11 protein-coding genes are annotated in these 25876 nt (G+C 62.9%); 6 read left to right on the forward strand and 5 right to left on the reverse strand.

Features of this window, described 5'->3' with window-relative positions; all coding sequences use genetic code 11:
- Nucleotides 1-394 precede the first annotated feature (394 nt).
- Both ACZ5B4_RS00345 and ACZ5B4_RS00350 read left to right on the forward strand, forming a co-directional pair.
- The gene (locus ACZ5B4_RS00345) at nt 395-3604 is read left to right on the forward strand and encodes a CHAT domain-containing protein (protein WP_464912449.1); all 3210 of its coding nucleotides are present in this window, start codon (nt 395-397) and stop codon (nt 3602-3604) included.
- Nucleotides 3605-3784: 180 nt separating this feature from the next.
- A complete protein-coding gene (locus tag ACZ5B4_RS00350; protein ID WP_464912450.1) occupies nt 3785-5641 on the forward strand; it encodes a tetratricopeptide repeat protein in 1857 nt (618 codons plus the stop codon).
- Between the two features lie 693 nt (nt 5642-6334).
- Here the strand turns inward: ACZ5B4_RS00350 and ACZ5B4_RS00355 are convergent.
- Nucleotides 6335-6820, reverse strand: coding sequence for a division/cell wall cluster transcriptional repressor MraZ (locus ACZ5B4_RS00355; RefSeq protein ID WP_464912451.1), 486 nt, complete (start codon nt 6818-6820; stop codon nt 6335-6337).
- Nucleotides 6821-7594: 774 nt separating this feature from the next.
- Here ACZ5B4_RS00355 and cimA point away from each other — a divergent pair.
- The 3 genes from cimA to mutM are packed head-to-tail and all read left to right on the forward strand — an operon-like array spanning nt 7595 to nt 13202.
- Nucleotides 7595-9205 (forward strand): citramalate synthase, encoded by a 1611-nt coding sequence (gene cimA, locus ACZ5B4_RS00360; protein ID WP_464912452.1) that lies wholly within the window; start codon nt 7595-7597, stop codon nt 9203-9205.
- Nucleotides 9180-12269 carry a class I tRNA ligase family protein gene (locus ACZ5B4_RS00365; protein WP_464912453.1) on the forward strand — a complete coding sequence of 1030 codons (3090 nt, stop codon included), beginning with the start codon at nt 9180-9182 and terminating at the stop codon, nt 12267-12269. Before cimA ends, ACZ5B4_RS00365 begins: the two co-directional genes overlap by 26 nt.
- Before the next feature lie 6 nt (nt 12270-12275).
- Complete coding sequence (gene mutM / locus ACZ5B4_RS00370) at nt 12276-13202, forward strand: bifunctional DNA-formamidopyrimidine glycosylase/DNA-(apurinic or apyrimidinic site) lyase (protein ID WP_464912454.1); 927 nt, start codon at nt 12276-12278, stop codon at nt 13200-13202.
- A 76-nt stretch (nt 13203-13278) separates the two neighbouring features.
- Here the strand turns inward: mutM and ACZ5B4_RS00375 are convergent, their stop codons facing one another.
- From ACZ5B4_RS00375 to ACZ5B4_RS00390, 4 genes are all read right to left on the reverse strand, one after another.
- Nucleotides 13279-14706 (reverse strand): DUF3999 family protein, encoded by a 1428-nt coding sequence (locus ACZ5B4_RS00375; protein WP_464912455.1) that lies wholly within the window; start codon nt 14704-14706, stop codon nt 13279-13281.
- The gene (locus tag ACZ5B4_RS00380) at nt 14703-16835 is read right to left on the reverse strand and encodes a DUF2339 domain-containing protein (protein ID WP_464912456.1); all 2133 of its coding nucleotides are present in this window, start codon (nt 16833-16835) and stop codon (nt 14703-14705) included. Before ACZ5B4_RS00380 ends, ACZ5B4_RS00375 begins: the two co-directional genes overlap by 4 nt.
- A gap of 161 nt (nt 16836-16996) precedes the next feature.
- Nucleotides 16997-20422: an SUMF1/EgtB/PvdO family nonheme iron enzyme gene (locus ACZ5B4_RS00385; protein ID WP_464912457.1), complete on the reverse strand. Its 3426-nt coding sequence runs from the start codon at nt 20420-20422 to the stop codon at nt 16997-16999.
- 211 nt (nt 20423-20633) lie between these two features.
- Nucleotides 20634-22745 carry a DUF5585 domain-containing protein gene (locus tag ACZ5B4_RS00390; RefSeq protein ID WP_464912458.1) on the reverse strand — a complete coding sequence of 704 codons (2112 nt, stop codon included), beginning with the start codon at nt 22743-22745 and terminating at the stop codon, nt 20634-20636.
- A 302-nt stretch (nt 22746-23047) separates the two neighbouring features.
- Between ACZ5B4_RS00390 and ACZ5B4_RS00395 the strand changes: the two genes are divergently transcribed.
- Nucleotides 23048-25852 carry an alpha-galactosidase gene (locus tag ACZ5B4_RS00395; protein ID WP_464912459.1) on the forward strand — a complete coding sequence of 935 codons (2805 nt, stop codon included), beginning with the start codon at nt 23048-23050 and terminating at the stop codon, nt 25850-25852.
- Nucleotides 25853-25876 lie beyond the last annotated feature (24 nt).

Genomic DNA, 25876 nt, shown 5'->3' on the forward strand with positions numbered 1-25876 from the left:
TTTAGGTTTGCTGCGCGGAATAAGAACTTGGGCTCACTTGGGCGCGTCGCTGTGTGGGCAGCGTAACGTCGGCAAGCCGGTCCCGGCGACCCTGCGCAGTAAGATTTGATGTATTCGATGTGGGGGGATATATACATCTAGCCGGGTGCTGACGCCGCTGAACCAATGCTGTGCGCAACTCCGAATACAAAAGCCGTCAGGGTTTCGCATAACCATTCACGGGAACTTTCCCGATTCTCGCGGGGAGATCGACGAAAGTCGCAAAGTCCCCTTGAGCGAGTGAATGGCCCGGCTACGTTTTTCGGGCGGCAACGGCCCATAAGGCGTGCCTGCGGCCGGCGCGGGAACGGCTACGGTTTCGTGTTGTGTGGTTCGAACGTGGAAGGGCAATAGCATGCCGCGACCGGCAGTGATCCGATATGGTTGGTGCGGTGATTCGCCCCGGTTGGCAGGGTTTCGTGGCGAGTACCGATCATGGCGGCCGGTTCTGCGCATCGGGAAAGCGGCTTGCTGCCTGCTGGTCGTCGCCCTGGTATGGGCTGGTGGATGGCGTACGGCGACGGCTCAAGTGGCCGCCGATACCCGCATTCCGCCCGGCCTCTACTATGCCGGGATTGTTGCGCTGCAAGAGGGCCGCGTGCGCGACGCCTTGCGGAACTTCGAGAGTTGCTACCGCAGCGCGATTCGGGTGGGTGCGCAGCGCTGGGTCGATTCCATCTGCTATTTGACCATGCAAGGCGAAGCCCTGTACGCAATGGGCCGATTGGATCAAGCCTTGGACAGCTATAACGCGGCCTTGCAACTGTCGTTGGCTTATCCCGATTGGCTCAACTACGTGCAATTCCTCCCTCAATTGACGCCATCCACGCAGGCGGCGTTTCAATCGGTTCCGTGGCAAGGACGAACCCGTACGTCGCGATTCGCCAATTATCCCGAGGAGATGCTGATTCTGCTGGGCAACGTGGAGTGGGCCAGGGCGTTCCAAGAGGGCGGCGTGGCCATGCCGGCCAAACTCAAGCCCATCAACGTGGTCGAGATTCTGCGCTGCAACGCCTTGGCCATGCGTCGCCGCATGGAGCTGCTGGGACCGCTGGCGCCCGTCGATCCCATGACCAAGGACTTGTTGAACCTTTGGTCGCGGCGACCGGGACCGCCGAATCATTGGTCTCAATGCTGGATCGATTTGATGCTGGGTCTGGCCATGCAGGCCGACGGCCGGCTGGACGAGGCGATTCCCATGCTTACGCGGTCCGCCACGGCGGCGGGACAGTACGATCACCCCATGACGGCCTACGCATTGATCGAACTGGGACGATTGGCCTTGAGTCGGGGGGATTTTGCCGCCGCCCAGGGGTTTTTCCACGAGGCCACGTTCCCGGCGGTCGTCTATCCCGACGCCGCCGCCTTGGAGGAGGCCTTTCGTTGGGCCGCCTTGGCGCACCTCTTGAGCGGGACGCAAGGTGTTTATCCGCCCTCGGTGCCCGCTGCGGCCTGGGCACGTACCAAGCGGCTCCGCCATGTGCAAGCGTCGTTGGCCTTGTCCTCGGCGGAACTGCAAGCGGCGGCGGGCAACTGGGTGGCTGTGGGCACGCTTCTGGACGAGGCCCAGTCGGCCTTTGCGCGGACCGATCTCGCGGCGGGGCGGCTTGCCGATCGCTGGAATTTCCTCCGCGCCGTCATGTTTCTTCACGCCGGCAACATCAAGGACGGTGAAGCAGCGCTGTCAACCTCCCTCGGCGGCATGCGGACTCGCTCGCTCTGGCTATTCCAATTAGGGCGGCTGTCGACCATCTACACGAGCGGACGAATCACCATGCGGGGACCGATCACCCCCAAGACGGCCATGGAACTGTACGGGATCCTTCTTCGCGATCCCAGCCGGCTGGATTGGGCCGTCGATCCCTTGGAGTCGCTGACCGTGACGGCGACGCCGCACCCCACCTTGTTCGAGCAGTGGTTCCTCATCGCTTGGGAGAGAAACCTGACGGACGAGGCCTTGCAGATCGCGGAGAGGGCCAAACGCCATCGTTTCGAAGCGGCGCTACCATTGGGCGGAAGACTGGACGCCGTAAGGCGATTGGTCGCGGCGCCCGAAGAGGAGCTGAGCAGTGCGGCCCGCGTCGAACGGACCAACGTCTTGGGTAAGTATCCCACGTTGGCCGCGATGATCCGGGAATCCCAGGAGATGTACGCACGGCTCCGCGCGATGCCGTTGCCCCCCGCGGATAACGCCGGTTGGCAGACGTTGGGGCAGGCCCTCGACCAATGGGCGGCGACCAATGGGAGAATCGAGGCCTTGCTTCGGTCGGTGGCCGTCGGTCGGGAAACGGCGGGCGAGCGGTTTCCGCCCGTTCTGCCTACTAAGGAGATCCAGCGTCGCTTGCCCCAAGGGACGGTTTTGCTATCGTTCTTCGCCATTGGAAACGACCTCTACGGTTTTATGCACACGCAGGATCGGTACGAGGCGTGGCGCGTTCGCGGAGGCGTTGCACCCTTGGCAAGGCAACTTACCACCTTGCTCCAGCAGTTGGGGCAATACGATGCCAATCGGGAATTTTCCATCAAAGAGGCCGCGGATACGACGTGGAAGAATACGGCGGAAAGTATCCTCGACGCTATTACCAGCGGATCGAAGGCTGATTTGGCGGCGGAATTCGGCGAGCTAATCATCGTACCCGACGGGGCGTTGTGGCATCTGCCGTTTGAATTGCTGCAAGTGCAAGCGGACGAACAGCGAGTGCCCTTGGTGGCCAAGCACCCCATTCGCTACAGCCCGACCGCCGGATTGGCGGTTACACCGGCACCGGGGCTGGGCGTTCAGCCGCGGACCGGGGTGTACCTCGGTCGGCTCTTCCCGCAAGAAGGGGCGTCGGCCGCACAACAACGCTTCGACGTGCTGGCCCAAGCCGTGCCTGCGAGCGTTCCCTTGTCCCCCGGCAATGCCCTCAACGGCAGCGTTTTGGCGTCGCTCTTCGATCGCCTAGTCGTGCTGGCGGACATGGAAAACACCACGATGCCCTTGGATTGGGCGCCATTGCCGTCGGGATCAGCGGGCAATGCCTTGGCCGACTGGTTGGCCTTGCCTTGGCAGGCCCCCAAGGTTCTCATCGCGCCGGGATTTCATACCGCGGCCGAATCGGCTTTCAAGCGATCGGGAGGCGTGCCCACCGGTCAAGAGCTGTTCCTTTCTCTCACGGCTTTGGCCGCTTGCGGCACGCGAACGGTGGTTATCAGCCGATGGCGAACCGGCGGCGAAAGCGCTCTTACGCTGGTGCGAGAGTTCCTGCAAGAGCAAGGGGAAAGGGGGGCCGCGGAGGCCTTTCGCCGGGCCGTACTGCTGATCATGAGTACGCCGCTGGATCCCGCCCAGGAGCCCCGGGTTCAAAAAAAGGCGCCCGATCAGCCCCTGCGGATGGAGAACCCGTTTTTCTGGGGCGGCTATCTCCTTTCAGCGCCCGGTGAGATTGCCGGCGCCGACGGGAACGGTCCGGTCGGGGCACCTCCGCCGGGCGGCGACGCGCCGGCTGTTGAGCCGCCAGCCCCGCCTGATGCCGAAGCGGGGGATGCCGCCCCGCCGGCCGACGATAACAACGCCCCGCAGTAGCCGAGGCCGAGCTATTCCCGTGGGATGATTTCGACGCTTCGTGACGAACGGCCCTTGGACTTGCCGACCCCCCGGCGCGAGAGAGACAATGATAGTGCCGAACCGGAGCGGTCGCGTCCGGCTGCCGCGTACCTGAATATGACCTCTTTTCAGCAATCGATTGATGCTAGGAGTTCGATGATGTTCGAACGGAAGGGAAACACGCTTCGCAGAACGCCGTCCCTCGGAACCCTCGCCGCGCTGGTATGCGCGGCGACCTTCGTCGCAGCGAACCACGCTTGGCGCGGGGCGACCGCGGAGGAGGCGGCGGCCGTGCAACCGGCACCGTCCGCGACCGGGCAAGCCGATCTCGACAAAGCGATCGAATTGAAGCTGAGCGCTTCGACCTTCAGCGATCTCGGCGAAGTCATCCGGCTATGCGAAAGCGCGATCGAGAAAGGACTGGACGAAACCAACGCCGAGTTCGCCAAGCAACTGCTGGGGGCGACGCGGTTTCAACGGGGACTCTTGGTGGGCGAGACCGTGCTGAGCACGCTGCCCCTCGATAACAACTGGCCCACCTTTCGCAAGATGGCCGTCGAAGACCTGGAAAAGGGGTTGGCCATCGACCCCGAGCAACCCGAGGCGTGGTTGATGCTGGCGCGGCTGAATGTCCTGCCGAACGGCGATTTGGAGCGGGCCAAATCCGCGGTGAACCAAGCCGTCGAGAAGGCGGGAGACGATCGCCGGCTTTTGGTCCAGGCCCTGCTTCTGCGAGCCGATTTGACCGACGATAACGAGAAGAAACTGAACGACCTCAACCGTTTGTTGGAACTGGAGCCGGATGATCCGCGAGTCTTGCGGGCACGCGGGGCCGCCCTGCTGGCACTGAACAAGGCCGAGGAAGCCGTCGCCGATTTCGACAAAGCCCTGACCAAGGCGCCGGGGCATGTCCCGACGCTGGAGGCCAAGATCGACGCCTTGCTGGAGCTGAAACGATTCGATGACGCCATGGCCGTGGCCGATCAGATCGAGGAAGCCGCTCCCCGGAACGCGGCGGCCTGGTTCCAACGCGGTCGAATCACGGGCGTCCGCGGCGAATTTGAAAAGGCCTTGGAACATCTCAACAAAGCGGCCGAGATGGAGCCTCGCAACGTCGCCGTGCTGATGATCCGCGCGGCGGTCCTGCAAGAACTGGGCAAGAGCGAGGAGGCCATGAAAGACGTTAACCGCGCGCTCGAATTGCGTCCGGACAACCCTGCCCTGCTTCGGCTTCGGGCGGCGATCCTGGCGGGGAGCGGACAACTCAGCCAAGCCGTGCGCGATTTGGAACAGGTCCGCGAACAAGGCTCCGCCGAACCGTCCATCGACTTGCAACTCGGCCTGCTCTATTCGATCCAGAAGCGGCATGGCAAGGCCCTGGAGCAATTTGACAAGGTCTTGGCGGCGGAACCGCGGAACGTCGCGGCCCTGCGGGGGCGGGCTGATACCCTGCTTTCCCTGGGACGACACGCGGAAGCCATCGTGGATTACGAAAAGGCCTTGGAGGTCGATCCGAATGACAGCGGCGTGCTCAACAATTTGGCTTGGGTCCTGGCCACGTCGCCCGACGAGAAGATCCGCAACGGAAAGCGGGCTCTGGAGTTGGCCACCAAGGCCTGCGAGTTGACGGAGTATCAGGCGGCGCACATCCTCAGCACCTTGGCGGCCGCCTATGCCGAGAACGGCGACTTCGAAAACGCGCGTAAATGGTCGCAAAAGGCCGTCGAACTGGGGTCCGAAAGCGAAAAAGAGGCCCTGCAAAAGGAGTTGGAAAGTTACCAACGCAACGAGCCGGTCCGTGAGTTGATCCAGGAACCGCTGGAACCGGCGGCCGAGGCTCCGGCCGAGCCGTCACCGGAATCGCCGCCCCAAAAGGACGAGGGCTCGGAGCCGGACGCGGGACCGGAGGATAAACCTTTGGATACGCCCGACGCGCCGGAGGCCCCCCAAGATTCTCCGACCGGAAAGCAGCCGAGCGCCCCGAAACGGGAGACCGACACGTTTCACCGGGCGTGATCGGCGATTTCATGGGCCGAGTTGCGCCGCTCGTCGCCGCAAAGGGCGATGGGCGATCGTCCGGCTGAGTCTCGGCGGGGGCGGATTGCAGCGGCGGACCTTGCCGCGGATGCAAGAAAGCGGCTCCCTGACTGGGCGAGCCGAAGGGATGGGCGGCGAAAAGGGATCGTTATTTGTGGATTGTGTTAGGCTCCGTCGTCGATCTGAATTCGACGGCACGCCTTTCCGATGAAAAAAAGAGCCGTGCCCGCTTCGCGGACCTTTCGTTTGGAATCATCCACGGCTGACTCCCAACCCATCCGTGGATGCCTCATCAGCCTTGCGATTCGGGTGACACATTCGCACCGGGTGAGAGACATCGCCGCAAGCGGGCACGGCACGGCGTCCGTTGCCTTGGAATTCGGCCGCAAGCGGCCGCCCTCCGTGAATACGCAGGCTTCCGTTCCTTTCCGCGGACCGATTCCCTGCGAACGCCGCGCGGGTTCCGGCCGCCGCCTCCGTGTTTAGCTACTCCTCGTGCGCCCATCGGTGGGGCGCCAACCCCTCATGGGCCGTGCGGAAGCCGTTCCGCGTTTCCCGGTCGTCCGTAAGGGAATTCCTCGCCCAACGCTCCGTCCGGGCTGTCCTTCACGAAGTCCTTTCGCCCTTCGTACCCACCCCGTCGTCTCGTCCCGACGTCATTCCGACAATCGGTCATTCCGACAACTGTTGGAATAGGGCGGTGAACTTGGGCATTTGATTCTCTAAATAACTCCGCCATTGCTGGGGATGCCACAGTTCCACACAGACGGCCGCCCCGACGACCATCACCTCGCCGCCCGGCTCCACCGCCAAGAATTCGCGAAAACCCTCGGGGATGACGAGCCGCCCTCTTTGAGCCAAGGCGACCGTGCGATACCGGCTGGAAAGCAGGCGTCCGAACCGCTGCACATGCTGAATTCGGCCCTCCAGACGCCCTAATCGCATCTTCTGACGAATCAGGTCGATGCCGCCTTGCCAACGTGCCTCCCAGACCTTTGGATTCCATGCGCTCAGACAGCCGCGGCGTTCCTTGACGAGAACCAGCTCCGCGGCGTCCTTGGCCAAAGGCTCCAAAAGTTCGTTCGGAAGGGACAGACGAAAGCGATCGTCGATCGTGCGCGGAAACTCGCCGATGATGAACGCTTCGTCGTGCAACATGCGCGGTCGTCGTACGAATCACGGATTGAACACGGCGACCGGATTCCTTTCCGAACGTTTTGGGCCGGTTTCCCGCAAATCCTTTTATTTAAAGCCAGCTAGTGGGTCGAATTCCCATAGAGATGAGTTTAGCATCCTGTTTTGTGTATGCAATACCCGAGCGGAAGATTTTTCCGAAATTCCGCTACGATCGTTCCGCGGCCAGGGCTGAGCAGTCGGGGGACGTGGGTATGCCGGCGGCAAATCGATCGGCTCGCCATCGCAAACCCTACAAACGGAAGCATTCGGTGCAATCTTCGGGGAAAGACCGATGTAATCTGACTGGCGGTAAGCCCGGCGAAAGGCTCCCGAAGACGTGGCCGACGGCGGCCTTCCGTGAGGCGGCAGCCGGGATTCGGGACGGATGCAGTTTCCGGCGAGGCTTCCATCCGGGATTGGCGAGTCGCCCTTGACACCGAATCGACCCCGGCGTAGTCTTAAGAAGTTCGCTAGTTTGGGAGCGATAAAGATGCTTTCGGCGGTTTCCCCGGAGTTCTCGATCGCGGTCGGCGGCGCCATCAGCGTCGGCGGCATTATTGCGATTATTGGCTGACCGGGGACCGCAAGGGCATCGGCAAATATCCGATTACGAATTCAACGAAGCCCCGAGGTCCCGAGATCGACCCGGGGTTTTTTGTTTGCCCGATTTTCGGCTCGGCGGGCCGGCACGTACGTGGGTCAACCGCCTTCGTTTCCCTGCGTGCCGTCCGACGGTTCTTCGATTCGAGGAATGCCATGCGACGTATCGAGATTTACGACACCACGCTGCGTGACGGGTCTCAAGGTGAAGGGGTTTCTTTCTCGACCTTCGACAAGATCCTCATCACGCGGCGGCTGGACGAGCTGGGTGTCGATTTCGTGGAGGGCGGCTATCCCGCCTCGAACGAGAAGGATTTCGAATATTTCCAAAAGGCTAAGGAGCTCGATCTCGGCTATTGTCGCGTCGCCGCCTTCGGCATGACGCGCCGCAAGGGATTGACCGCCGCTGAAGATGCCGGCCTGGCCTCGCTGTTGCAAGCCGATACGCCGGTGGTGACGATCGTCGGAAAGGCCTCGGCGTTCCAGGCCGAGGAAGTCATCAAGGCTACCCGGCAAGAGAACTTGGCGATGATCGCCGAAACGGTGGCGTTTCTCCGTCAAGCCGGGCGCGAGGTGATCTTCGACGCGGAGCACTTCTTTGACGGCTTCAAGTACGATGCCTCCTATGCCTTGGAGGCGGTGCGGACGGCGGCTGAGGCCGGAGCCGGGATGATTGTTCTCTGCGACACCAACGGCGGCAGTCTGCCGGAGGAGGTGGCCGCAATCACGCGTAAAGTGGTGGATGCCCTACCCGTGCCGATCGGAATTCACTGCCACAACGATTCCGACTTGGCCGTGGCCAATTCCCTGGCGGCGGTCGATGCGGGAGCTTCGCAGGTGCAGGGTACGATCAACGGTTTCGGCGAACGTTGCGGCAACGCCGATTTGATCTCGGTGATCGCGAATTTAGGGTTGAAAAAAGGGTACCAAGTTCTCCGCGAGGGATCGCTGCGGCAGCTCACGGCGGTCTCGCGTTTCGTGTACGAGACGGTCAACATGCCGTACCGAAACAACCAACCCTTCGTCGGCCGTAGCGCTTTCGCGCACAAGGGGGGCATGCACGTCAGCGGGATTGCCCGAAACACCGCCAGCTACGAGCACATCGCTCCCGAGTCGGTCGGCAACGAGCGCCGCATTTTGGTGAGCGAGCTGTCCGGGCGTTCCAACATCACGGCCGTCACGGCCCGTTACAACCTGGCTCACGACCCCAAGACCATGGACCGTATCTTGGCCAAGGTCGTGTCCAAGGAGCACGCCGGCTACCAATACGAGGCCGCGCAGGGATCGTTCGATCTGCTGGTGCGTCAGTGTCTGGGTATTTTCCGGCCGCACTTCGAACGGATCGCCTATCGCGTGAATATCGAAACCGAAGCGGATGGTCGCATCACCACGGAGGCCACGGTCAAGATTCGGGTGGGTAACGAGATTCGGCACGAAGTGGCCGAGGGGGACGGTCCCGTGAACGCCCTCGACGCAGCCATGCGGAAGGCCTTGAACGGCACGTTCTCCAATCTGGCCAAAATGCAATTGGCGGACTATAAAGTGCGAGTAATCAACTCCGAAGCCGGTACCGCGGCGGGGGTTCGCGTGATGATCGAAAGCCGTGATGATTCGGACTCCTGGGGCACGGTCGGCGTCAGCGAGAACATTGTGGAGGCCAGTTGGATCGCCCTGGCCGACAGTTACGAATACAAGCTCTGCAAAGACGAGGAGCGGGAATCGCAAAGGAAGGTCGCGGACTATGTCGCAGACAGCGTCTCAGTTTGAGGAAGCCGCCGGGGAAGACGGCCGTTCGCTTCCCAAGCAATACGATCACAAGGCCGCCGAGACTCGATGGTACGCCTTCTGGGAAAGCAAGGGATACTTCCACGCCGACCCGGACCCCGACCGAGAGCCGTACACCATCGTCATACCGCCGCCCAACGTGACGGGCGCGTTGCATCTGGGGCATGCCCTCAACAACACGCTCCAGGACGTTCTTATTCGTTGGAAGCGCATGCAAGGCTACAACGCCCTTTGGGTCCCGGGTACGGACCATGCGGGCATTGCCACGCAAGCCGTCGTGGAACGCCGGCTGCTAAGCGAAGAGGGCAAGACCCGGCACGACTTGGGACGCGAGGGACTGGTCGCACGGATCTGGCAGTGGAAGGACGCCTACGAGGCCCGCATCCTCTCCCAATTGAAGAGCATGGGCTGTAGTTGCGACTGGCGGCGGACGCGGTTCACGCTCGACCCGATCTGCGCGCGAGCCGTGCGGCACACCTTTTTCCGGCTCTTTTGCGACCGTTTGATCTACCGCGGCCGACGATTGGTGAACTGGGACACCCTACTGCAAACGGCCGTCGCCGACGATGAGGTCTTTCACGAGTCGGTGCCGGGGCACTTTTGGTACTTCCGCTACCCGGTGATCGATGCCCGGCCGGACGAGCCGCCGTACGTGGTTTTGGCGACGACCCGCCCGGAAACCATGCTCGGCGATACGGCGGTGGCCGTCCATCCCGACCCCGAAGCCGCCCTGGATGCCGCCGAGAAGGAGCTTGCGGCGCGTTGGGAAAACGCGTCCGAGAAGGAGAAGCCGGCCTTGGAGGCCGAACTTCACGACGTACGCGACCGCCGCACGCGGCTGTTGCCCACGCTGGTGAAGCTGCGGGATATGGCCCTTCAGGGACGGTGCGTCCGGCTTCCCCTGCAAGACCGGCCCATTCCTTTGATTACGGACGATTGGGCCAAGCCGGAAATGGGGACCGGCTGCGTCAAAATCACCCCGGCCCATGACCCGAACGACTACGAGGTGGGGTTGCGGCACGATCTGCCGATGGTGAACATCTTGAATCCCGACGGCACCTTGAACGAAAACGCCGGGAAGTACCGCGGTTTGAGCATTGCGCAAGCCAGGGAACGGGTCGTCGCCGATTTGGCAGCCCTGGGGTTGGTGGAGCGGATCGAGGATCGCGTCATCGAATTGGCGCATTCCGATCGTTCCAAGACCCCGATCGAACCGCTCTTGACCGATCAGTGGTTCGTCCGCATGGAGACGTTGGCGCAAACGGCCATGGACGCCGTGACGGACGGTCGCGTACGGATCACGCCCCCCCGCTATGCCCAGGGCTATTTGGCGTGGTTGAGTGAAAAGCGCGACTGGCCGATCAGCCGCCAGCTTTGGTGGGGGCACCGTATTCCGATTTGGTATTGCGACACGGCCGACGAGGAGGACCTGCGACGCGCTTTCGCCGGGCGCGACGACGTCGCCTGGTACCGCGACGAGGACGGCTCGCGCTGGCTGATCTGCCTGCGCGACGGGGAATTGCCGGAGGACGCCGTTCCCGGCCATGCCTTGCGGAGGGAGGAAGACGTTCTCGACACCTGGTTCAGCTCCGCCCTGTGGCCGCATTCCACGCTGGGTTGGCCGGAGCAGACGCCGGAATTGGCCTACTTCTACCCCACCAGCACGCTGGTCACCAGCCGCGACATCATCACGCTTTGGGTTGCGCGTATGGTGTTGGCCGGGCTTTACAATGTGGGCGAAGTGCCTTTCCGCGACGTGTACATCCATCCCAAGATCCTCGACGGCTACGGCGAGGGGATGTCCAAATCGAAGGGCAACGGCGTCGATCCGGTCGATGTGATGGAAAAGTTCGGCGCGGACGCCCTCCGCTTCGGTCTGGCGTATCTGACCACGGAAACGCAAGACATCCGCATGCCGGTCAGCTTCGAGTGCCCGCACTGCGAACACCTCTTGGAACAGACGCGCGAAAACCGCGTCCGACCGCGGATCACCTGCCCCAAATGCAGGCAGGCCTTTTCCACGCAATGGGCCGAAAAGCCGGAGGACAAGGCGTTGCCCCGAGGGGCGGTGGTTAGCGAACGCTTCGAACTGGCCCGCAATTTCTGCAACAAGCTGTGGAACGCTTCGCGGTTCGTGTTGATGAACCTCGACGGCTACCGGCCGGGTGAAACGTCGCCGGACGCTCTCCCGCTGGAGGACCGTTGGATCCTTGGTCGCTTGGCGAGCGTCACTCGGACGGTGACGCAGGCCTTGGAACGGTTCCGTTTCTCGGAGGCCGCCCGTTGCCTGTACGACTTCGCCTGGGATGAGTTTTGCAGCTTCTACGTGGAGATGGTCAAATTGCGGCTGCAAAATCCGCACACGCGAGCGGCCGCCCAACGCATCCTGGTACACGTGTTGGACGTGCTGCTGCGGCTGCTCAGTCCCTTCGTGCCGTTCTTGGCGGAGGAAGTGTGGCAGCTCCTTCGGTCCCGCGCTCCGCGACGCGGCTATCCTTCCCCGGCGGAGGCTTCCGAGAGCGTGATGATCGCCTCTTGGCCCGTCGCCCGCGAGGAAGACGAGAATTCGGAAAACGCGGCTCGTTTCCGGCGGTTCCAAGAGGTGCTCGGCGCCCTCCGCGAATACCGCATGCGAAACGGCCTGCCGCCGGCTTCGCAACTTCAGGTGCTGATGTCGGCCGAGTCGCCCGTTCGCCAATTGCTGGAGCCGATGACGCCGTATTTCCAAACGATGGCGGGCGCCGTCGTTCTCGGCTACCGACCGCCCCGGCCCGGCGAGCTGGCCACCGTGGTTCACGTCGGGGAGGGGCTGGAGGTGCGGGTCATTCTCGACGAGGCGGAGCGACGCCGGGAACTGGAACGGAAACGCCAGGAGTTGGCCAAGTTGGAATCGTTGATCGCCGCCAAACGCCGCAAACTGGCTGATGAAAAATTCACCAGCCGCGCACCCGCCCCGGTAGTGGAAAAGGAGCGCGAATCGCTTCGGGTGCTGGAGGAACAATACGCTGCGGCCGGCGAGGTGGTGGCCCGCCTTTCTCAGACCTGATCCTCCATGCCGGAGCTGCCCGAAGTCGAAACCATGCGCCGCGGGCTGCTGCCGATCGTCGGCGGTCGCATCGTTTCCGCCGCGATCCCGCCCAGTTCCCTCCAGCCGATCACCTTTCGACCTGACCGTCCCACGGTGCTTCGTACCTTGCGGGGGCGCCGCATTCACGACGTGGCCCGACTCGGCAAACGCGTGGTCCTCCGACTGGACCGCGGTTGGCGGTTGGTGTTGGAGCCGCGTATGACGGGCCGGCTGCTCCTCGACGTTGCCGAGCCGATTTCCCATGTCCGCCTGATTTTGGAGGTGGTTCCCGCCGAGCCCGTCGAGGCGCGTTCGGAATCCGGCGCGGCATCCGGGACGGCCGCTTCTTCCGAAGCAGGGAACGCCGTGCGGCGGGTAATCTTTCGCGACGTTCGCGGATTGGGCGTGGTGGCGTTGATGGACGAGCGGACTTGGCAACGCGCCTTGGGACCGCACAAGATCGGCCCGGACGCCCTGGAGATCGACGCCTTGACCCTGCGCAACCGGCTTGGCTCGCGCCGCACGGCCGTCAAGGTCGCTTTGCTCGATCAAAAGGCGGTGGCCGGAATCGGAAACATCTATGCTTCAGAGGCCCTGCATCGGGCCAAGATTCATCCCGCCGAACCGTGCATACGGCTTACGCGGCGGCACTGGCTTCGCTTGCATCAGGCGATCCGCGACGTTCTCACCGAAGCCGTCGAACTGCAAGGGTCCACTTTGTCGGACGGCGCATACGGGACGCCGGGCAATCAGTCGGGGCGTTACCAGGATCGCTTTTTGGTGTACCAGCGCCACGGGCGGCCGTGCCTGCAATGCGGCAGGGGTGTGATTCGACGCCTGGTCTTGGCCCAGCGATCGACCTTTTACTGCCCGCGTTGCCAGCGACGCCTGCCCCGCCGGGGCGACGAGTGACAGCGGCCGGACGCTCGCTGCGGACACCCCGATCCGCTTGCCCGCGGAGAGATACGTTCTGCGTGCGGGTCGGTCGTCATTGGTCGGATGACGGTGGAGGCCTCTTCGCCGCCCGATAGAGACTCCAACCCATACCCGCCGCCAAGACCATCACCAGCACGATGAGAAGAGCGGCGGTATTCACGTTTTTCGTCAACCGCCGCAAGGGATGCGTCGCCACGGCCCGATGTTCCGCGGGACCTAACTCGGCCTCCACCGGCGTCAGCTTTCGCGACAAAGCCGCTTGCACCGCGGCGATGTCGTAGTCCGGCGGGTCGGCGAACTCATCACCGTAGCACAAAAGGTACTTCCCGTCGGTCCCGGGCGTTCCTTCGGTGAGGAAAACCGCTTGATCGACGTGCGCCAGGCCGCGGACGCCCGTGATGTCGAGCGGTTCGTTGTCGCCGTCGTGAATGGTCAAACGATATTGCTCGGCCCGCTGCTCCGGGAACTTGATCGTGAGGTCTTCCGATCGGTAACCCGGCAACTCCAGCCGAATCAAGGTGTCTTCGGCGATGATGCGCCAGGTCCGCCCGGCGGCGCCCGGTTCGGGGACCTCCACTTTGACGGTTCGCCGAAAATTGCGATCTTTCGTTTCCACGACCAAGCCCGCCAGGGGGCGGCGTCCCATGTCCACGGTGACCACGGTAGCCTTGCCGGATCGATCCGATGTCGTCCGGAACGCATCCGGCATCACTTCGCGCTGCATCCATTCATGTTTGCCCGCCTCCACGACGTGGTGCCACGATTCGATGCGATCCACGCGGAAGGGTCGGCGTTCGATTCGAGAACTCTCGGACCGCTCCGTCTCTTGCCCGCCTCGCATGCGTCGTACGATTTCCCGCAACTCGGACTCGCGTTCGATGGACGGGCTGGAGAACACGACTCGCAAATGACGCAAAGCGCGACGCGGAAAGGCGATATCCAAATTGCGGACGTCCATCCATTGCGAATAATCGCAGATGACCGCATCCTCGACCAAGACCTGCCATTCCGTGCCGTCCTTGCTTGTGAACACGCGGACGGTTTGCTCGAAATTCGTCAGCGGCGTGCCGATCCGCAGGCCTTCGACCGGCGGGTGATCGTCCGGGACGCGCAGGACCACCTCCAATTCCCCTTGCGGATGAGGAGTGAGGTCGACCGCCGCCCCGGGATACAGCGTTTCGTAACGGCGGACCGTAACCTCCTCTTGCGAGAACGCCTTGCGGATCATCCTTGGGATTTCGCGTCCATCGGGGTCGAGGATGCGAACATCGGCGAAGTCCTCCTTGGCCGCGGCGTAAACGTCGTCCGGGAGCGTCACCGATACGAGGGCGACTCCTCCGTCCTCGGTTTTGGGCACGAGAATCGGTCGGATAAACCGGAACTCGACGGCGGAGCATACGGGGCCGCCGTCGCATAGAATGCCGCTGATTCCCGAGGCGGTGACCATCATCGCCGCCCACAAGCGTGCGGAACTCTTCATGAAATCGGTCCTCCGCTATTGCCGGTATCCTGGGCCGCGCCCGTTCTAAAGCGGAGATAGAGCACGGACCCGCTGATAATCACAAGCCCCAAGATGACAAAAGCGATGATACGGTAGAAGGCACTCAATTCGCTGAGGTCGCTGAAGAACACCTTGTAAGTCACGATAACGAATAGCAGCAGACCGGCGGCTCTGATCCACCGCTGGGATTTCCACATGCCGAGGGCGATCAAGGCAATGGCGAACAGGGACCACCAGATCGATACGGCCCCGCTCTCCAGTCCTTGGAAGTATGCCGAGACGCCGGCTGTAATCTCGTAGGTGCCGTACAGGAACAGCATCAAGGCCGCCGCGACGGCCAGCGCGATACTTTCGGCGGGCGCGCTCCGAGCCGGTTTGGCAAGGCGGGACGCGGCGTCCGCCGATCTTCTGCTTCGCGCCGACATCCGCGCGCCCCAAGCCACGCAAAGGATGGATCCGCCCAGGGCCGTCAGTCGGGGAAGAAAACGTGCGATGTCTTCCGGCAAGATCCCATCCCAGCTCAAGACGAAGGTCCTATCCGAAGCGGCATCGACCGCGAAAAATCGCAAAACTGTAATCACAAAGAGAATTCGGGCCGCCGCGCGGAGCATTCGGCTCTCCATCCGCAGCGATAACCACAACATGACCAGGGCCTGGACGGCCCAGGCGAAGGTGATCCATTCTTCCGACAGTACGATCGGTACGGCGAGGGCCACGAACACCGCTGCTAGTCCCAAGGAAGCGTGGAACAAGACGGCGTCTTTGCTGCGGCGTAAGAGGAGAATATACGTGTGACAAGAGTAGAAGGCCGCGATTCCCAGCGGGATCAAGGCCGTCCAACGCCAGGTATGCTGTACGTCGTGGAGCCATCGTTGCGTGACATGGTTACTCAGGCCGAAGAATAATAGGGCATTGAGCCAGAGCATTGCCAGATCGAATAGATCGGCACGAGCGCGCAGCCGCGACGATAGAAAGACGATGGTCGAGAATAGCAAGAAGAACAACACCAAAAAGAAGAAGATGATCGTGAAGACATCGGACGAATATGCGGCCGCGATGGAAGTGACGAGCAGGCCGTACGTGCCCAGGAAGCTCAGGAAGTTCAGTTGCGGCCAGTTCTTGCGAACGGAGTTTCCGAGCACGCCGACCCCGAGGATGGTGAGATAGGTGTAGAGCGAAACGAATTGAACTTCGTCGCTCGGCAACACGACCGGCGTGAGATAGCCGCCCACGACGCCGATCACGGCGGTCAAGGGGCTGCCGAAGATCAGGGCCAAGAGACACGCCAAGGCGGTGACGCAGGCCATGAGGGCGAATCCGACGGGGACCGGGTCGATGAGTTCGAGGAAGACGGCGGCGGCGAAGACGCTGAGATAGAGGGTCACGATTCCGCCGCCTTGGAGGCCGTGGGCCAGCAGGCGGTATCGCCCGGCCAGAAGCATGCTGCCGGCGGTCACCATGGCCAGGCCGGTCGCAGTCCCCAGCATTACCCGTTCGAAAGGCCCGATCCAGCCTCTTTCAATCGAGTATTTGAGAAAGAACGCGATTCCCAGGATCAAGATCAACATGCCGATCCGCAAGAGCCAATTGGCGGCAATGGCGATTTCGATCGAAGCGCCGACGGGGGCTTGCTCCTGCCCGAATAGGAACCAATTCCCGATCCGCTTCAGCGTGTGCAGGGTGCCGGCGTCGGTCGAAGGGGCGGCGGAGCGTCCCGCGGCGCGTTCCCTCGCAGCGGCCTCATCGGAGGAATCGCTTTCCGGTGATGGGGAGACGACCACCGCTTCGACGAACTCAGCGGAAACCCCGGCCGGTTCCGCTTGGCGTGAATGAACTTGTCCTTCCGCGGGCTTCTCCGGCCGGGCAACGGGCGGCGCCGTCTCAGCCGCCTCGGTCGTCGGCGGGCCTGGCGGGGTCTCGTATGGCGGCCTCCCCAAATCTCGGCGTAAATCGTGCAACGCGCGATTCAAGGCGGCCAGCGCCGCCAACGTCTCGTTATGCTGTCTCCGCACGCGCCGGAATAGAATCAGAATCGCCAATAAGGCGGGGCCCGATACGATCAAAAGGACGACGAAGAGAAGGAAGGGAAGAATCGCCAGATCGTGCATGTGGACCGCCTATCTTCCAAATTAGGCTGTGAGTGCCCAATGCTCAACGTACGCGACGCGATTCCGCCGGTCAATGTGATCCGAGAAGCGGCGGTACGAGCAGCCCGCTCGGCGGAGGCAAAAGGGACTGAAACGCGGAGCGCGGAAAGCCGGCGGAGACGTTAGGGCTTGGCGCCGGCCTCCGGCAAATCGGCCACCACCCTAAATCCAACATTGAAGGCTCGACCGAACGGCGGCAGGGATGACCGTCGCGAGGCCGTTGCCCATGCCGGGCGGTCGTACCACGACCCGCCCCGGATCACACGCGGATCTTGGCCCGCCAGGTCGTTCCGACCGTCGTCTTCGGTGTAGGGATAGGGTAAATAGCGGGTTCGCGTCCATTCCCAAACATTGCCGTGCATGTCGAAGAGTCCCCAAGGGTTGGCGGCGTAGCTCCCTACCGGCATCGAGACGAAACCGCCGTCATCGAAGCGATCGTCTTTCGGGACCCAATCATCGTAGGGCGAGAAATCTTCGAGGTAGCGCACGGAGATGTACGTGTCGATGACGTATTTGCGGAGCCGGCGATCTCCCAGGTTGGCGAAGGGCGAAAAGTCCGCATCGGGTTCGCCGAACCAGAAAGGCGAGGTCGTGCCGGCGCGGCACGCATATTCCCACTGGGCTTCGGTGGGGAGATCAAAACGGAATCCCGTGCGTCTGGAAATATGGTCGCAAAACGCCCGAGCCTCGTGCCAGGATACTCGCACCACCGGCTGTCGCGGGCCGTTCAAGACGTAACCGTGGACGCCGAACTGATATCCGTGCAGCGACTCCACGTGGCTGTCGTGCCGGGGTGCAAAGGTCGCAAATTGCTCGTTGGTAATCTCGGTGGTGCTGATCCAGAAGGGGCGGGGAATCGTCACTTGTGCTCGCGGTTGCTCGTCGGGGTAGGCATCTTCGCCGCCCATGATAAAGGATCCCGCGGGAATCCGGACCAGTTCCAGCGTGACTCCCGGCGCCAGTTCGATGGTCCGTCGCACCGGGTCGGTGGGCGGAGAGGAAATTGCCGACGTCGGTCCGGAAACGCCCGACGGTGCGGCGGCCGCTGAGAGCGACGTCCTGGTCGCCCGCGCGATCGCGAGGTCCTCGCCGGAAGCAGGGGGTGGGAAGCTTTCGGACGGCTTTCGCGGGGGAGACTGCGGTGAAGACGTGAATGCGCGGACGTCGGGGAGGGTTTCCGGATCATCGCTAATCCCCGTGTATCGCCGGCGCAATTCCAAGGCCCGTCGGTGCGTCGCGGCGATCGTCTCCGCTCCCACGATTTCGCTCCACCGGCCGTGGAAAGGTGCGTTCAAGTCGATCCATGTGGTCAACCGCTCCCACGACTCGGGGTCCAACTCGACGCCGTAATGTCCCTTTTGCAGGATGCGGACCAGCTCGGTGGCGCCTGCGTAGAATTCCAGGGGCGCCAGGAGATGGAGGTCGCTTTCGATCCCCGGTCGACGAATCAAGCCGTGCAATGCCACGTAGGATCGAGAGAACTTTCTCCCGTAGGCGGGCGAGACGCTGCCGGCGATCTTGGAGGACCAATCGCGAACGATCTCGTCACCGCGGAGGTCCGGCAGAGGTTTGCCGTTCCAGGACGGCCGGCCGTCATGACAAGTCACGCAATGGCGATCGAGGACGGGCTGGACTTCTCGCGCGAAACTGAACCCTCGGGGCGGGCCGTACCAGGGCTCGATGGGCCGCGGCGGATTCCGCGATGCCAACGTATATTGATTGGGCGGCGCCGTGTTGGGGTGTTCGTGGCAGCCCACGCAAGAGAGCACCTCGCCGGGCATGGCGGTAAACCAGCTCCGCATCGTTTGCAAGGCGCGGCCATGTTCATCCAGGGGTTGCACGGCGATGGGAGTATACGCGGGCACTCGAAACAATGCCGATCCATCGGCTTCGACCGGCACCGTGCCGATCATGCGCTTGACGTCCCACGGACCGTCCATCCCCACGGCGCCCAGCAACCCGCCGGTTTCTCGATAGCTGAACTGATAGCCGACGAGCCGGAGCGACTTCACCGCGCCGCGTGGAATGCCCGTGAGGCCCGGCCCTTGGTAGACGTCGACCATATAGACCAATGCCTCGGGATTGGAAGGATCGGTGCGGTCCGGTACGACGGGCGGACGGCGGCGGGGGGCAAGCGGGATCGGCTCCAAGTAAGCGTAACCCGGCTCTTCGTGAAGCAACAGCATGTTGTCGAACACATCGACCAGGTAAATCCCCCAGGGGGCGTTCGGGCTGAGTTTGGCCGATACCAAGAAGTATTTATCGCTGAGGGGAAACGGGTTCAGGAATTGGGGCCAAACGCCGTCGACGAGTTGGTCTCGAATGGTCGGCTCGACTTCGCGGCCCCGTCTGGGGATTTCCTGGACGATGCCGCGGGCTTCGTGACGTCCCACGGCGGGATCCAGAATCAAGAGACGCCCCGAACGCCGCGTTCCGTGATGGCCCGTCGCCACGCCGATCACCCTTCCGACGGTCCCGGGGATCGGTTGCGCATCGAAGAAGGAGTTGGGGAAGTAGCTGTTGCTGCCGTAATAGGCTGCCTGATTGGTGCCGTCCGGATTCATGCAGAACAGGATCCGAGAATGAGCGTGGGGCAGGTCGCTGTACTCCCAGCGAAGGTAGAGAAGGCGGCCGTCCACCATGACGCGGGGATGCCAATTATGTTCCTGGTCGACGGTCAATTGACGAATACGACCGTCGGGATCGCGGCGATAGAGGTTGGTCACGTGCGAACTACCGGCGACGCAAGGGACGCCGATGAACGGGGCGGTGGAGGTGAAAGCGACCCCGCCGTCCGGGAGATAGCAGGCGTCGTAGTTGTCCACGTCGGCATCGGGGATCAAGGGTAGTTCGCGAACCTCACCCGACGTCAAATCCAATTCTTGTACCTGAAAGCGACCGTTGCCGCCGGGCATGCTAAAAAGTAGCCGGGAGCCGTCCCAGTGCAGATCCATTTGACCCACGTAACGCCCGTCTTCGGGTTGCAGCAACGTTTTCGCGCGGACGGGATGATCGCGATGCGCCAGGGCCACGATTTGATTGTCGTAGCCGGTCGTCGGCAGGCTGGAATTGCTTTCCCAGTTGGCGGGCAAGCCCAGTTGACGCTCGCCGCGTCGCACCGCCAGGATGCGATCGAAGCTGAGGAGCGGATTGGCCGACAAGGCTTCTCGTCGGAGGGCCGCGAATTGCGCCTCCAGCTCCGCCCATTCGGCCGTGAGCCGGGACTTTTGCTCGTCTTCTTGCGTCAATTCATCCAAGCGTCGCCGCAAGGATTCCAGCCGCGGAAGGTACTCCGCACCGCGATAGCTTTCCGGGAAATCCTGGGTCAGGTCGCGAATGGCCGCTTCCAGTGCGTCGAACTGTGCCGCCGACACTTCGAGCGAAAAGGGCGGCGGTAACGACGCTTCCTCTTCAAGGGGCGTCCACTCGGGCGGAGCCGCCGGGGCTGCCGCCTGTGTTTCCGTTGCTTGCACGTCGCAAGACGGCCTCACAAGCAACGCGGCCAGGATCCACAGGGCCGAACCCAGACAAGATCTTGGAATCGGCATTGAGGATTTACTCCCATTTACCGAACAGGGTTTTTCGGGCAGTGAAAGCCGGCAGCCGTGACGCCCGGCCGGGACCAAGGACGTGCGCGGTGCGTGCCCCCGGTCGTATCATCAGCGCGACCATTATGATGCGTATCGCTTTCCGTCGTCAACGAAGCGAGCCGCAGCTTCATTGCGAGTGGGGGACGCATGGACGCCCGCCGGCCGGCGCTCACGGATTGCCGCCGGCGCTTTGTAGCAGAGTGATCGCTTGGCGGAGCAAGGCGGCGTTGCGGGCCTTGCGCGCGGAGATGACTGCCGCGGAGGCCAGGGCTTGCGCCGCGTCTCGATCCCCGGAGGTAAGCGCGGCCTGCACGGCTTCGAGGAGTTCGGAGGCGACGCGTTGGTGCAGCGAGGCCGGTGCCGGCGATTGTGACAGGCTTTCGGCAACCGTCCGCCGTTCGTGCGAGAGGTCGACCGCATATCGGGCCCCCAACTCCTCGACGGATTGCAAGGCCAACCGAGCCTCTCCGGCCTCGACGGCCAGCCGGGCGGCCTCGCGGAGCAAAAGGTAACGAACGGCCTCGTCATTCAAGGCGGAGTCGCGGGCGGCTTCGAGCATTTTCCGCGCAGCGTCCGCTTTGACCGGAATCGTGGGTGCGTCCTGGTAGGCGGCGGGAAATTGAGACTCCACCCATTGTCGCGACTGGGCTAGTTCGCCCCCGTCGCCGGGGATCGGCATTCGCGATGCCGTCTCCACGGGCCCGCCGTCGGGAGCGTAATCAAGGGCTTCCATCAATAGGCCGACATCGGCTCCCGAGTTTTTCGCGGCTTGCCACAGACGACGCGCTTCGGCCGGGTCACCCTTCGGGTCCACGGCCAGAAATGCTCCCAGCAGGATTTGCGTGTCGGGACCCTTTTGGAAGCGTTGCTCCACGACGGCCCGGACCAGAGCGGTGGGCATTTCTCGCACGGCGTAGGTGCGGTTCCGTCCTGCGGCGCGGACTACGATCCGCTCGCGATCGGCTTCGACGACGATGACCATGGTCTCGCCGATGGGCAGTTCTTCCGTGCTACGAAGCGAGGCCGTCGCCTGTGTCACTCCGCGCCAGAACTCTTCCAGGTGCATGAGCAGCGCATCCAAGGCAGTCACGCATGTTCGCTCCGGCGGACGGCGCACTTGGGACGCCAAACCGTTGAGCGTCTCGCGCGCCTTGACGAGGTCCCGAGCGGCCATCGCTTGCCAAACCTGTCGGGCAGTGGCACGGAAGTCACCCGAAAGCTCCCCGACGTCGCCTGCACTCTCGGCACCGTCGGACGTTTTACTCGGCGCAGTCTCCGGATCGGAGGTCGCCTGTGCACCGGCGGCAAATGGTGCGGATGCGGGGCCCGCAACCGGCGGGAGCGGTTCACCTTGGACTACGGGGGAAGGCGCTGCCGGAGCGCTGTCAGCGGCACCGATCGGGACGGTTGAGGCTGGAGTATCGGCGGCCGGGGGTTGCCGGGGTGTGTCGGCCGAAGAAGTGGTCGCGGCAGGCTCCGTCGCAGGATTTGCGGGGGGCGGGTCGGTTGCGTTCCCCTGGGAGCTCGTCACGGGGCCGGCGGTCGAACTCACCGTGTCGCGGCCCGGTACCATCGGATCGGAAGACGCCCCCAACACCGCCGACGGGTCGCGCATCGCGAGCAGGTCCCGCAAGTAGCTTCGGACGGCGTCCCGCCGACTGATGAGGGCGCCGGCCAGGATGACGGCCGCCATGACGAATCCCAAGGCCGCGGTGCGATACGCAACGTCCAGCCAATTCAGCCGGAGCCGGTTTGAAGCGGCGGAAATGGGCCGCGCGTCGTCGCGATTCGCTAGGCGGTAACCTTCCGCGTTGTCGTAAAGGGTTTGGGCATTCATCGCAGCCGGCCGACCATCAGGCGTTGGGGCAAGGGGTGATGTTTCGACGGAGGGCGCTGTTCCGACCGTTCGGCCCGCTGTGGGCGCCGACGACGGCCGGGAGGCGGCCGCGGAGTCCGTCGCCGCGGAGGGCATCTTGGATTCGGCGGCGAGGTCGGCTGGAGAACCTTGGGCACGGAGCCGCGCGTCGTACTCTGCCTTGCGTCGGGCATCGGTAAGACAAGCCTTGGCGGTGCAAAGCTCGTCCAAAAGAGCCGCCCATTGCGCGGCGAAGCGGCCGGGGCGAATCCGGCGGACCTCCGCGATGACGATGTCAGCTTCCCGCGCGATTAGCTTCAAGTCCGGCTCGAAGCGTTCCAAGCGAAACAACTCATAATAATCTTGCGGGAGCCGACCGGCGGGAAACCCCAGCCACTGCCGGTAGGGATCGAATTCGTCAGTCACGTTTTGCCTCTCCATCAACACCCGTTCCGGCGGCGTGACGTCCGACCGACCGCCGCCTCCTCCCGGTCCGGGCGGTGACCTCGGGCGTCCGGTAGCGATCGGGGACATCCCGGCGGGAGTCGGTCGGTATTTGCCAAGCCTCTTGTACTATCCCATTGTAACGCGCCCTTGACTTCCCGGTTTCGGGAGATCAAGTTGAATGCCGCTTCCACTCCGCATATGGGGCTTGCTTGGAAGCCTTTCGCGTCCGGGCACGCAATCGCGCGAGGCGACCCCTTCTTCTTGAGATTCAGGAGAACGCCGTGAAGTTCCGAATGAAAAGAACCGGCTGGGGGGTGATCGGGATCGCGGCCACAAGTTTTTCGGCCGTGTGGGTACTCTCTTTGGCGGCGACGGCTTACGGGGGAGATGACGACCTGACTTGGGAGAACGACGTCGCCCGTTTGGTGTGCGACGCGGCGGGACGTTGCCGAGAATTGACGGAGAAGTCGTCCGGGAGGAACTGGATCGTTCCCGATCGCCCTTTCTTCTTTGTCCGGCAGGGCGGCAAGGAATTACCGTGCCGATCGCTGGTCAGAGACGGGGAGCGTCTTAGGGCGGCGTTTTCGGATACGGACACGGAGGCATGGTTCGAGATTCGAGTCAAGCCGCGCTATTGCACCTTGCGACTGATCGGTATCGAAGGCAGCCCCGTCGAGACGATCGCACTGGGAAGCCTGACGATGCGCGACGCGAAGCGGCAGGGGTGGCTGTGCAACGCCGCGTGGAACGAAGATTTTACGGTTTGTCTGATGGGCTTGAGCGAACGGGTGGAGACGTTCCATCTCCGCGTTCTGGCACATCAAGAATTCGGTCAGGTAGGCGAAGGCTTCGCCTTGATAGCCGTGCCGACTTCTCAATTCCTGGATGTCGTGCAGGAGGTCGAAAAGGACCATGAGCTTCCGTTCGCGACGATCGAGGGCGTCTGGGCGAAGCGTTCGCCCGACGTCCGTCGCGGTTACTTCTTCACCGACCTGACGGAGGCCAATGCCGACGAACAGATCCGGCTCGCGAAGCTGGGCGGTTTCCGGTACATCATGACGTATGACGGTACCTGGGCCGCGTCGCTGGGGTCGTATCCCATCAACTTAAAAAACTTTCCGCGCGGCGAGGAGAGCCTGAAGGCCGTCGTGGACAAGTGCCATGCGGCGGGACTGAAGGTCGGCTTGCACATGCTGACCAGCTTTGTGGGCAAAAACGATCCCTTGGTCTCGCCTCGTCCGCATCCCGGGTTGCTTAAGGATGCCTCCGCCGTTTTGGCGGCCGATATCGGCGAAGAAGATACCGTCATTCCCCTGGAGGGCGACTTGTCGGGTTTTCCCATCTCGCCCGCCTATTACGGCGACGCCAGGCAGGGGTTCGAGATCCAAATCGGTGACGAGATCATTCGTTACGGGAAGGTCGATCTCGAGGGAAAGCGTCTCTTGGATTGCGTTCGGGGCTATCTAGGCACGGCTCGCGCTTCGCACGGGAGGGGCGGCCGGGTGGACCACCTGTGCGAGAGGTACGGCTGTTATCTGGCCGACCTGCGTTCACCCCTGATGGAACAGATCGCCGATCGTATCGCAGGCGTCGTGAATCGCTGCGGATTCGACATGATCTACTTCGACGGCGGCGAATGCAATGCGGCCGTGGGACCGTGGTGGTATTGGGTGGGCGTCCAGCAGACGGCCGTCTGGAAACGTTTTCAGCGGGATGTATTGGTGCAGGGGTCCGGCTTCACGCCGTTCACGTGGCACTTCTACACGCGAGGCGCATGCGATGACTTCGCCGCCGTCGCGGTTAAGGAATATCTCGACTACCACAAGATCGCGGATTCCTGGCGGCATTACAACGACAGCTTTTTCCCTGCCGAGTTGGGCTGGTGGGGATTCCTGGACTGGGCCCCGCACCAAAACGCCACCGGGCCGGATGAAGTGGAATATTACGCCGCACGCATGCTCGCCTTGGATACCCCGGTTTCTCTGGAAACCAACATGGCCGCGCTTTCGCGCAACGGTCGTACCGAGGAACTGCTGGAGTTGCTCGGCCGCTGGGAATCCTTGCGGCTTTCCGGGATCGTGCCGGACGACGTACGAAAGTTGCTGGAGGCGGGCGAATGGCATCTCGAAGCAACGGGGGACGGCCGGGCCATTCTACCGATGCGATATCGGGGGCTACGCGTGGAATCACCCGGCGACTTCACCATCGACAATCCCTATTCAAGCCAGGCGTTGCGATTTCGGCTGCAAGCGCTCCCCGCATTGGCCGAGTGGAACGATTCGGAGAATCTGCCGATCCTGAACGCGGATGAGAGCGGCGTCCCCATTCCGCAGCCTGGCGCGCAGGCCGCTATGCCCGGCGCCTTCTCGGGGGCGATCGTTTGGGACGGTCCGGACGGCGGTACGGTGGAAGGCTTGGATGCCCCGTCCGGGACGGCGGTGCTGAGGGTCCCATCCGGGCAGAAGAGCGTGGACTTCCTCAGTCACCGCGCCCTCGCCGTGCGCGTGAGGCATGAAGGCCCGATTTCCGACCCGCCCGGCGTGCTCAACTTCCAGTTGGAGGCCGGCGGCGCGCGATTTCGAGACTATTACGTGGACTTGGACTTTACGGGCGAAAAGTTGATCGTCCTGCCCCAGCCGACTCCCGAGCGGATTTTGACGGAATTTCGTCCGGCCCACGCCAATTATCCGTTCAAGGCCGCCTTGTATGGTTTCGACTTCGGTCGCATTCGAGCCTTGAACATCCGCTGGATGCGGAGCCCCGCCGCCGACTCCCGATGTCATGTCCTTGCGATCAAGGCATTGAAGGAATTCCCACGCGAGCTGCGCAATCCTACCCTGACGCTGGGTAGCAATGCCGTGCGGCTTCCCGTCACTCTGCGAGAAGGCGATTACGTTGAGTATTGGGGCGGCGGAAAGGCCAAGGTCTTCGACAAGAATAATCGGCTCCAGACGGAATTGGCCTGGGAAGGCGACATCGAAATTGCTCCCGGTGAGAACACCGTCACCGTGAACGCCGACGCATGGACGCCGATCGTGCTGACTCCTATCCTGTTAGGGGAGGCCGTTTGGCGAGAAAAACCGTAAACTGCCGCGAACCGCTGCCGGCTT

It is taken from the genome of Thermogutta hypogea, assembly GCF_055386265.1.

What these genes read in the sequence shown, in the direction of transcription:
- mutM (WP_464912454.1), top strand. Translation starts at nt 12,276, where the DNA reads ATGCCGGAGCTGCCCGAAGTCGAAACCATGCGCCGCGGGCTGCTGCCG.
- ACZ5B4_RS00345 (WP_464912449.1), top strand. Translation starts at nt 395, where the DNA reads ATGCCGCGACCGGCAGTGATCCGATATGGTTGGTGCGGTGATTCGCCC.
- ACZ5B4_RS00380 (WP_464912456.1), bottom strand. Translation starts at nt 16,835, where the DNA reads ATGCACGATCTGGCGATTCTTCCCTTCCTTCTCTTCGTCGTCCTTTTG.
- ACZ5B4_RS00355 (WP_464912451.1), bottom strand. Translation starts at nt 6,820, where the DNA reads ATGTTGCACGACGAAGCGTTCATCATCGGCGAGTTTCCGCGCACGATC.
- ACZ5B4_RS00365 (WP_464912453.1), top strand. Translation starts at nt 9,180, where the DNA reads ATGTCGCAGACAGCGTCTCAGTTTGAGGAAGCCGCCGGGGAAGACGGC.
- ACZ5B4_RS00350 (WP_464912450.1), top strand. Translation starts at nt 3,785, where the DNA reads ATGTTCGAACGGAAGGGAAACACGCTTCGCAGAACGCCGTCCCTCGGA.
- ACZ5B4_RS00385 (WP_464912457.1), bottom strand. Translation starts at nt 20,422, where the DNA reads ATGCCGATTCCAAGATCTTGTCTGGGTTCGGCCCTGTGGATCCTGGCC.
- cimA (WP_464912452.1), top strand. Translation starts at nt 7,595, where the DNA reads ATGCGACGTATCGAGATTTACGACACCACGCTGCGTGACGGGTCTCAA.
- ACZ5B4_RS00375 (WP_464912455.1), bottom strand. Translation starts at nt 14,706, where the DNA reads ATGAAGAGTTCCGCACGCTTGTGGGCGGCGATGATGGTCACCGCCTCG.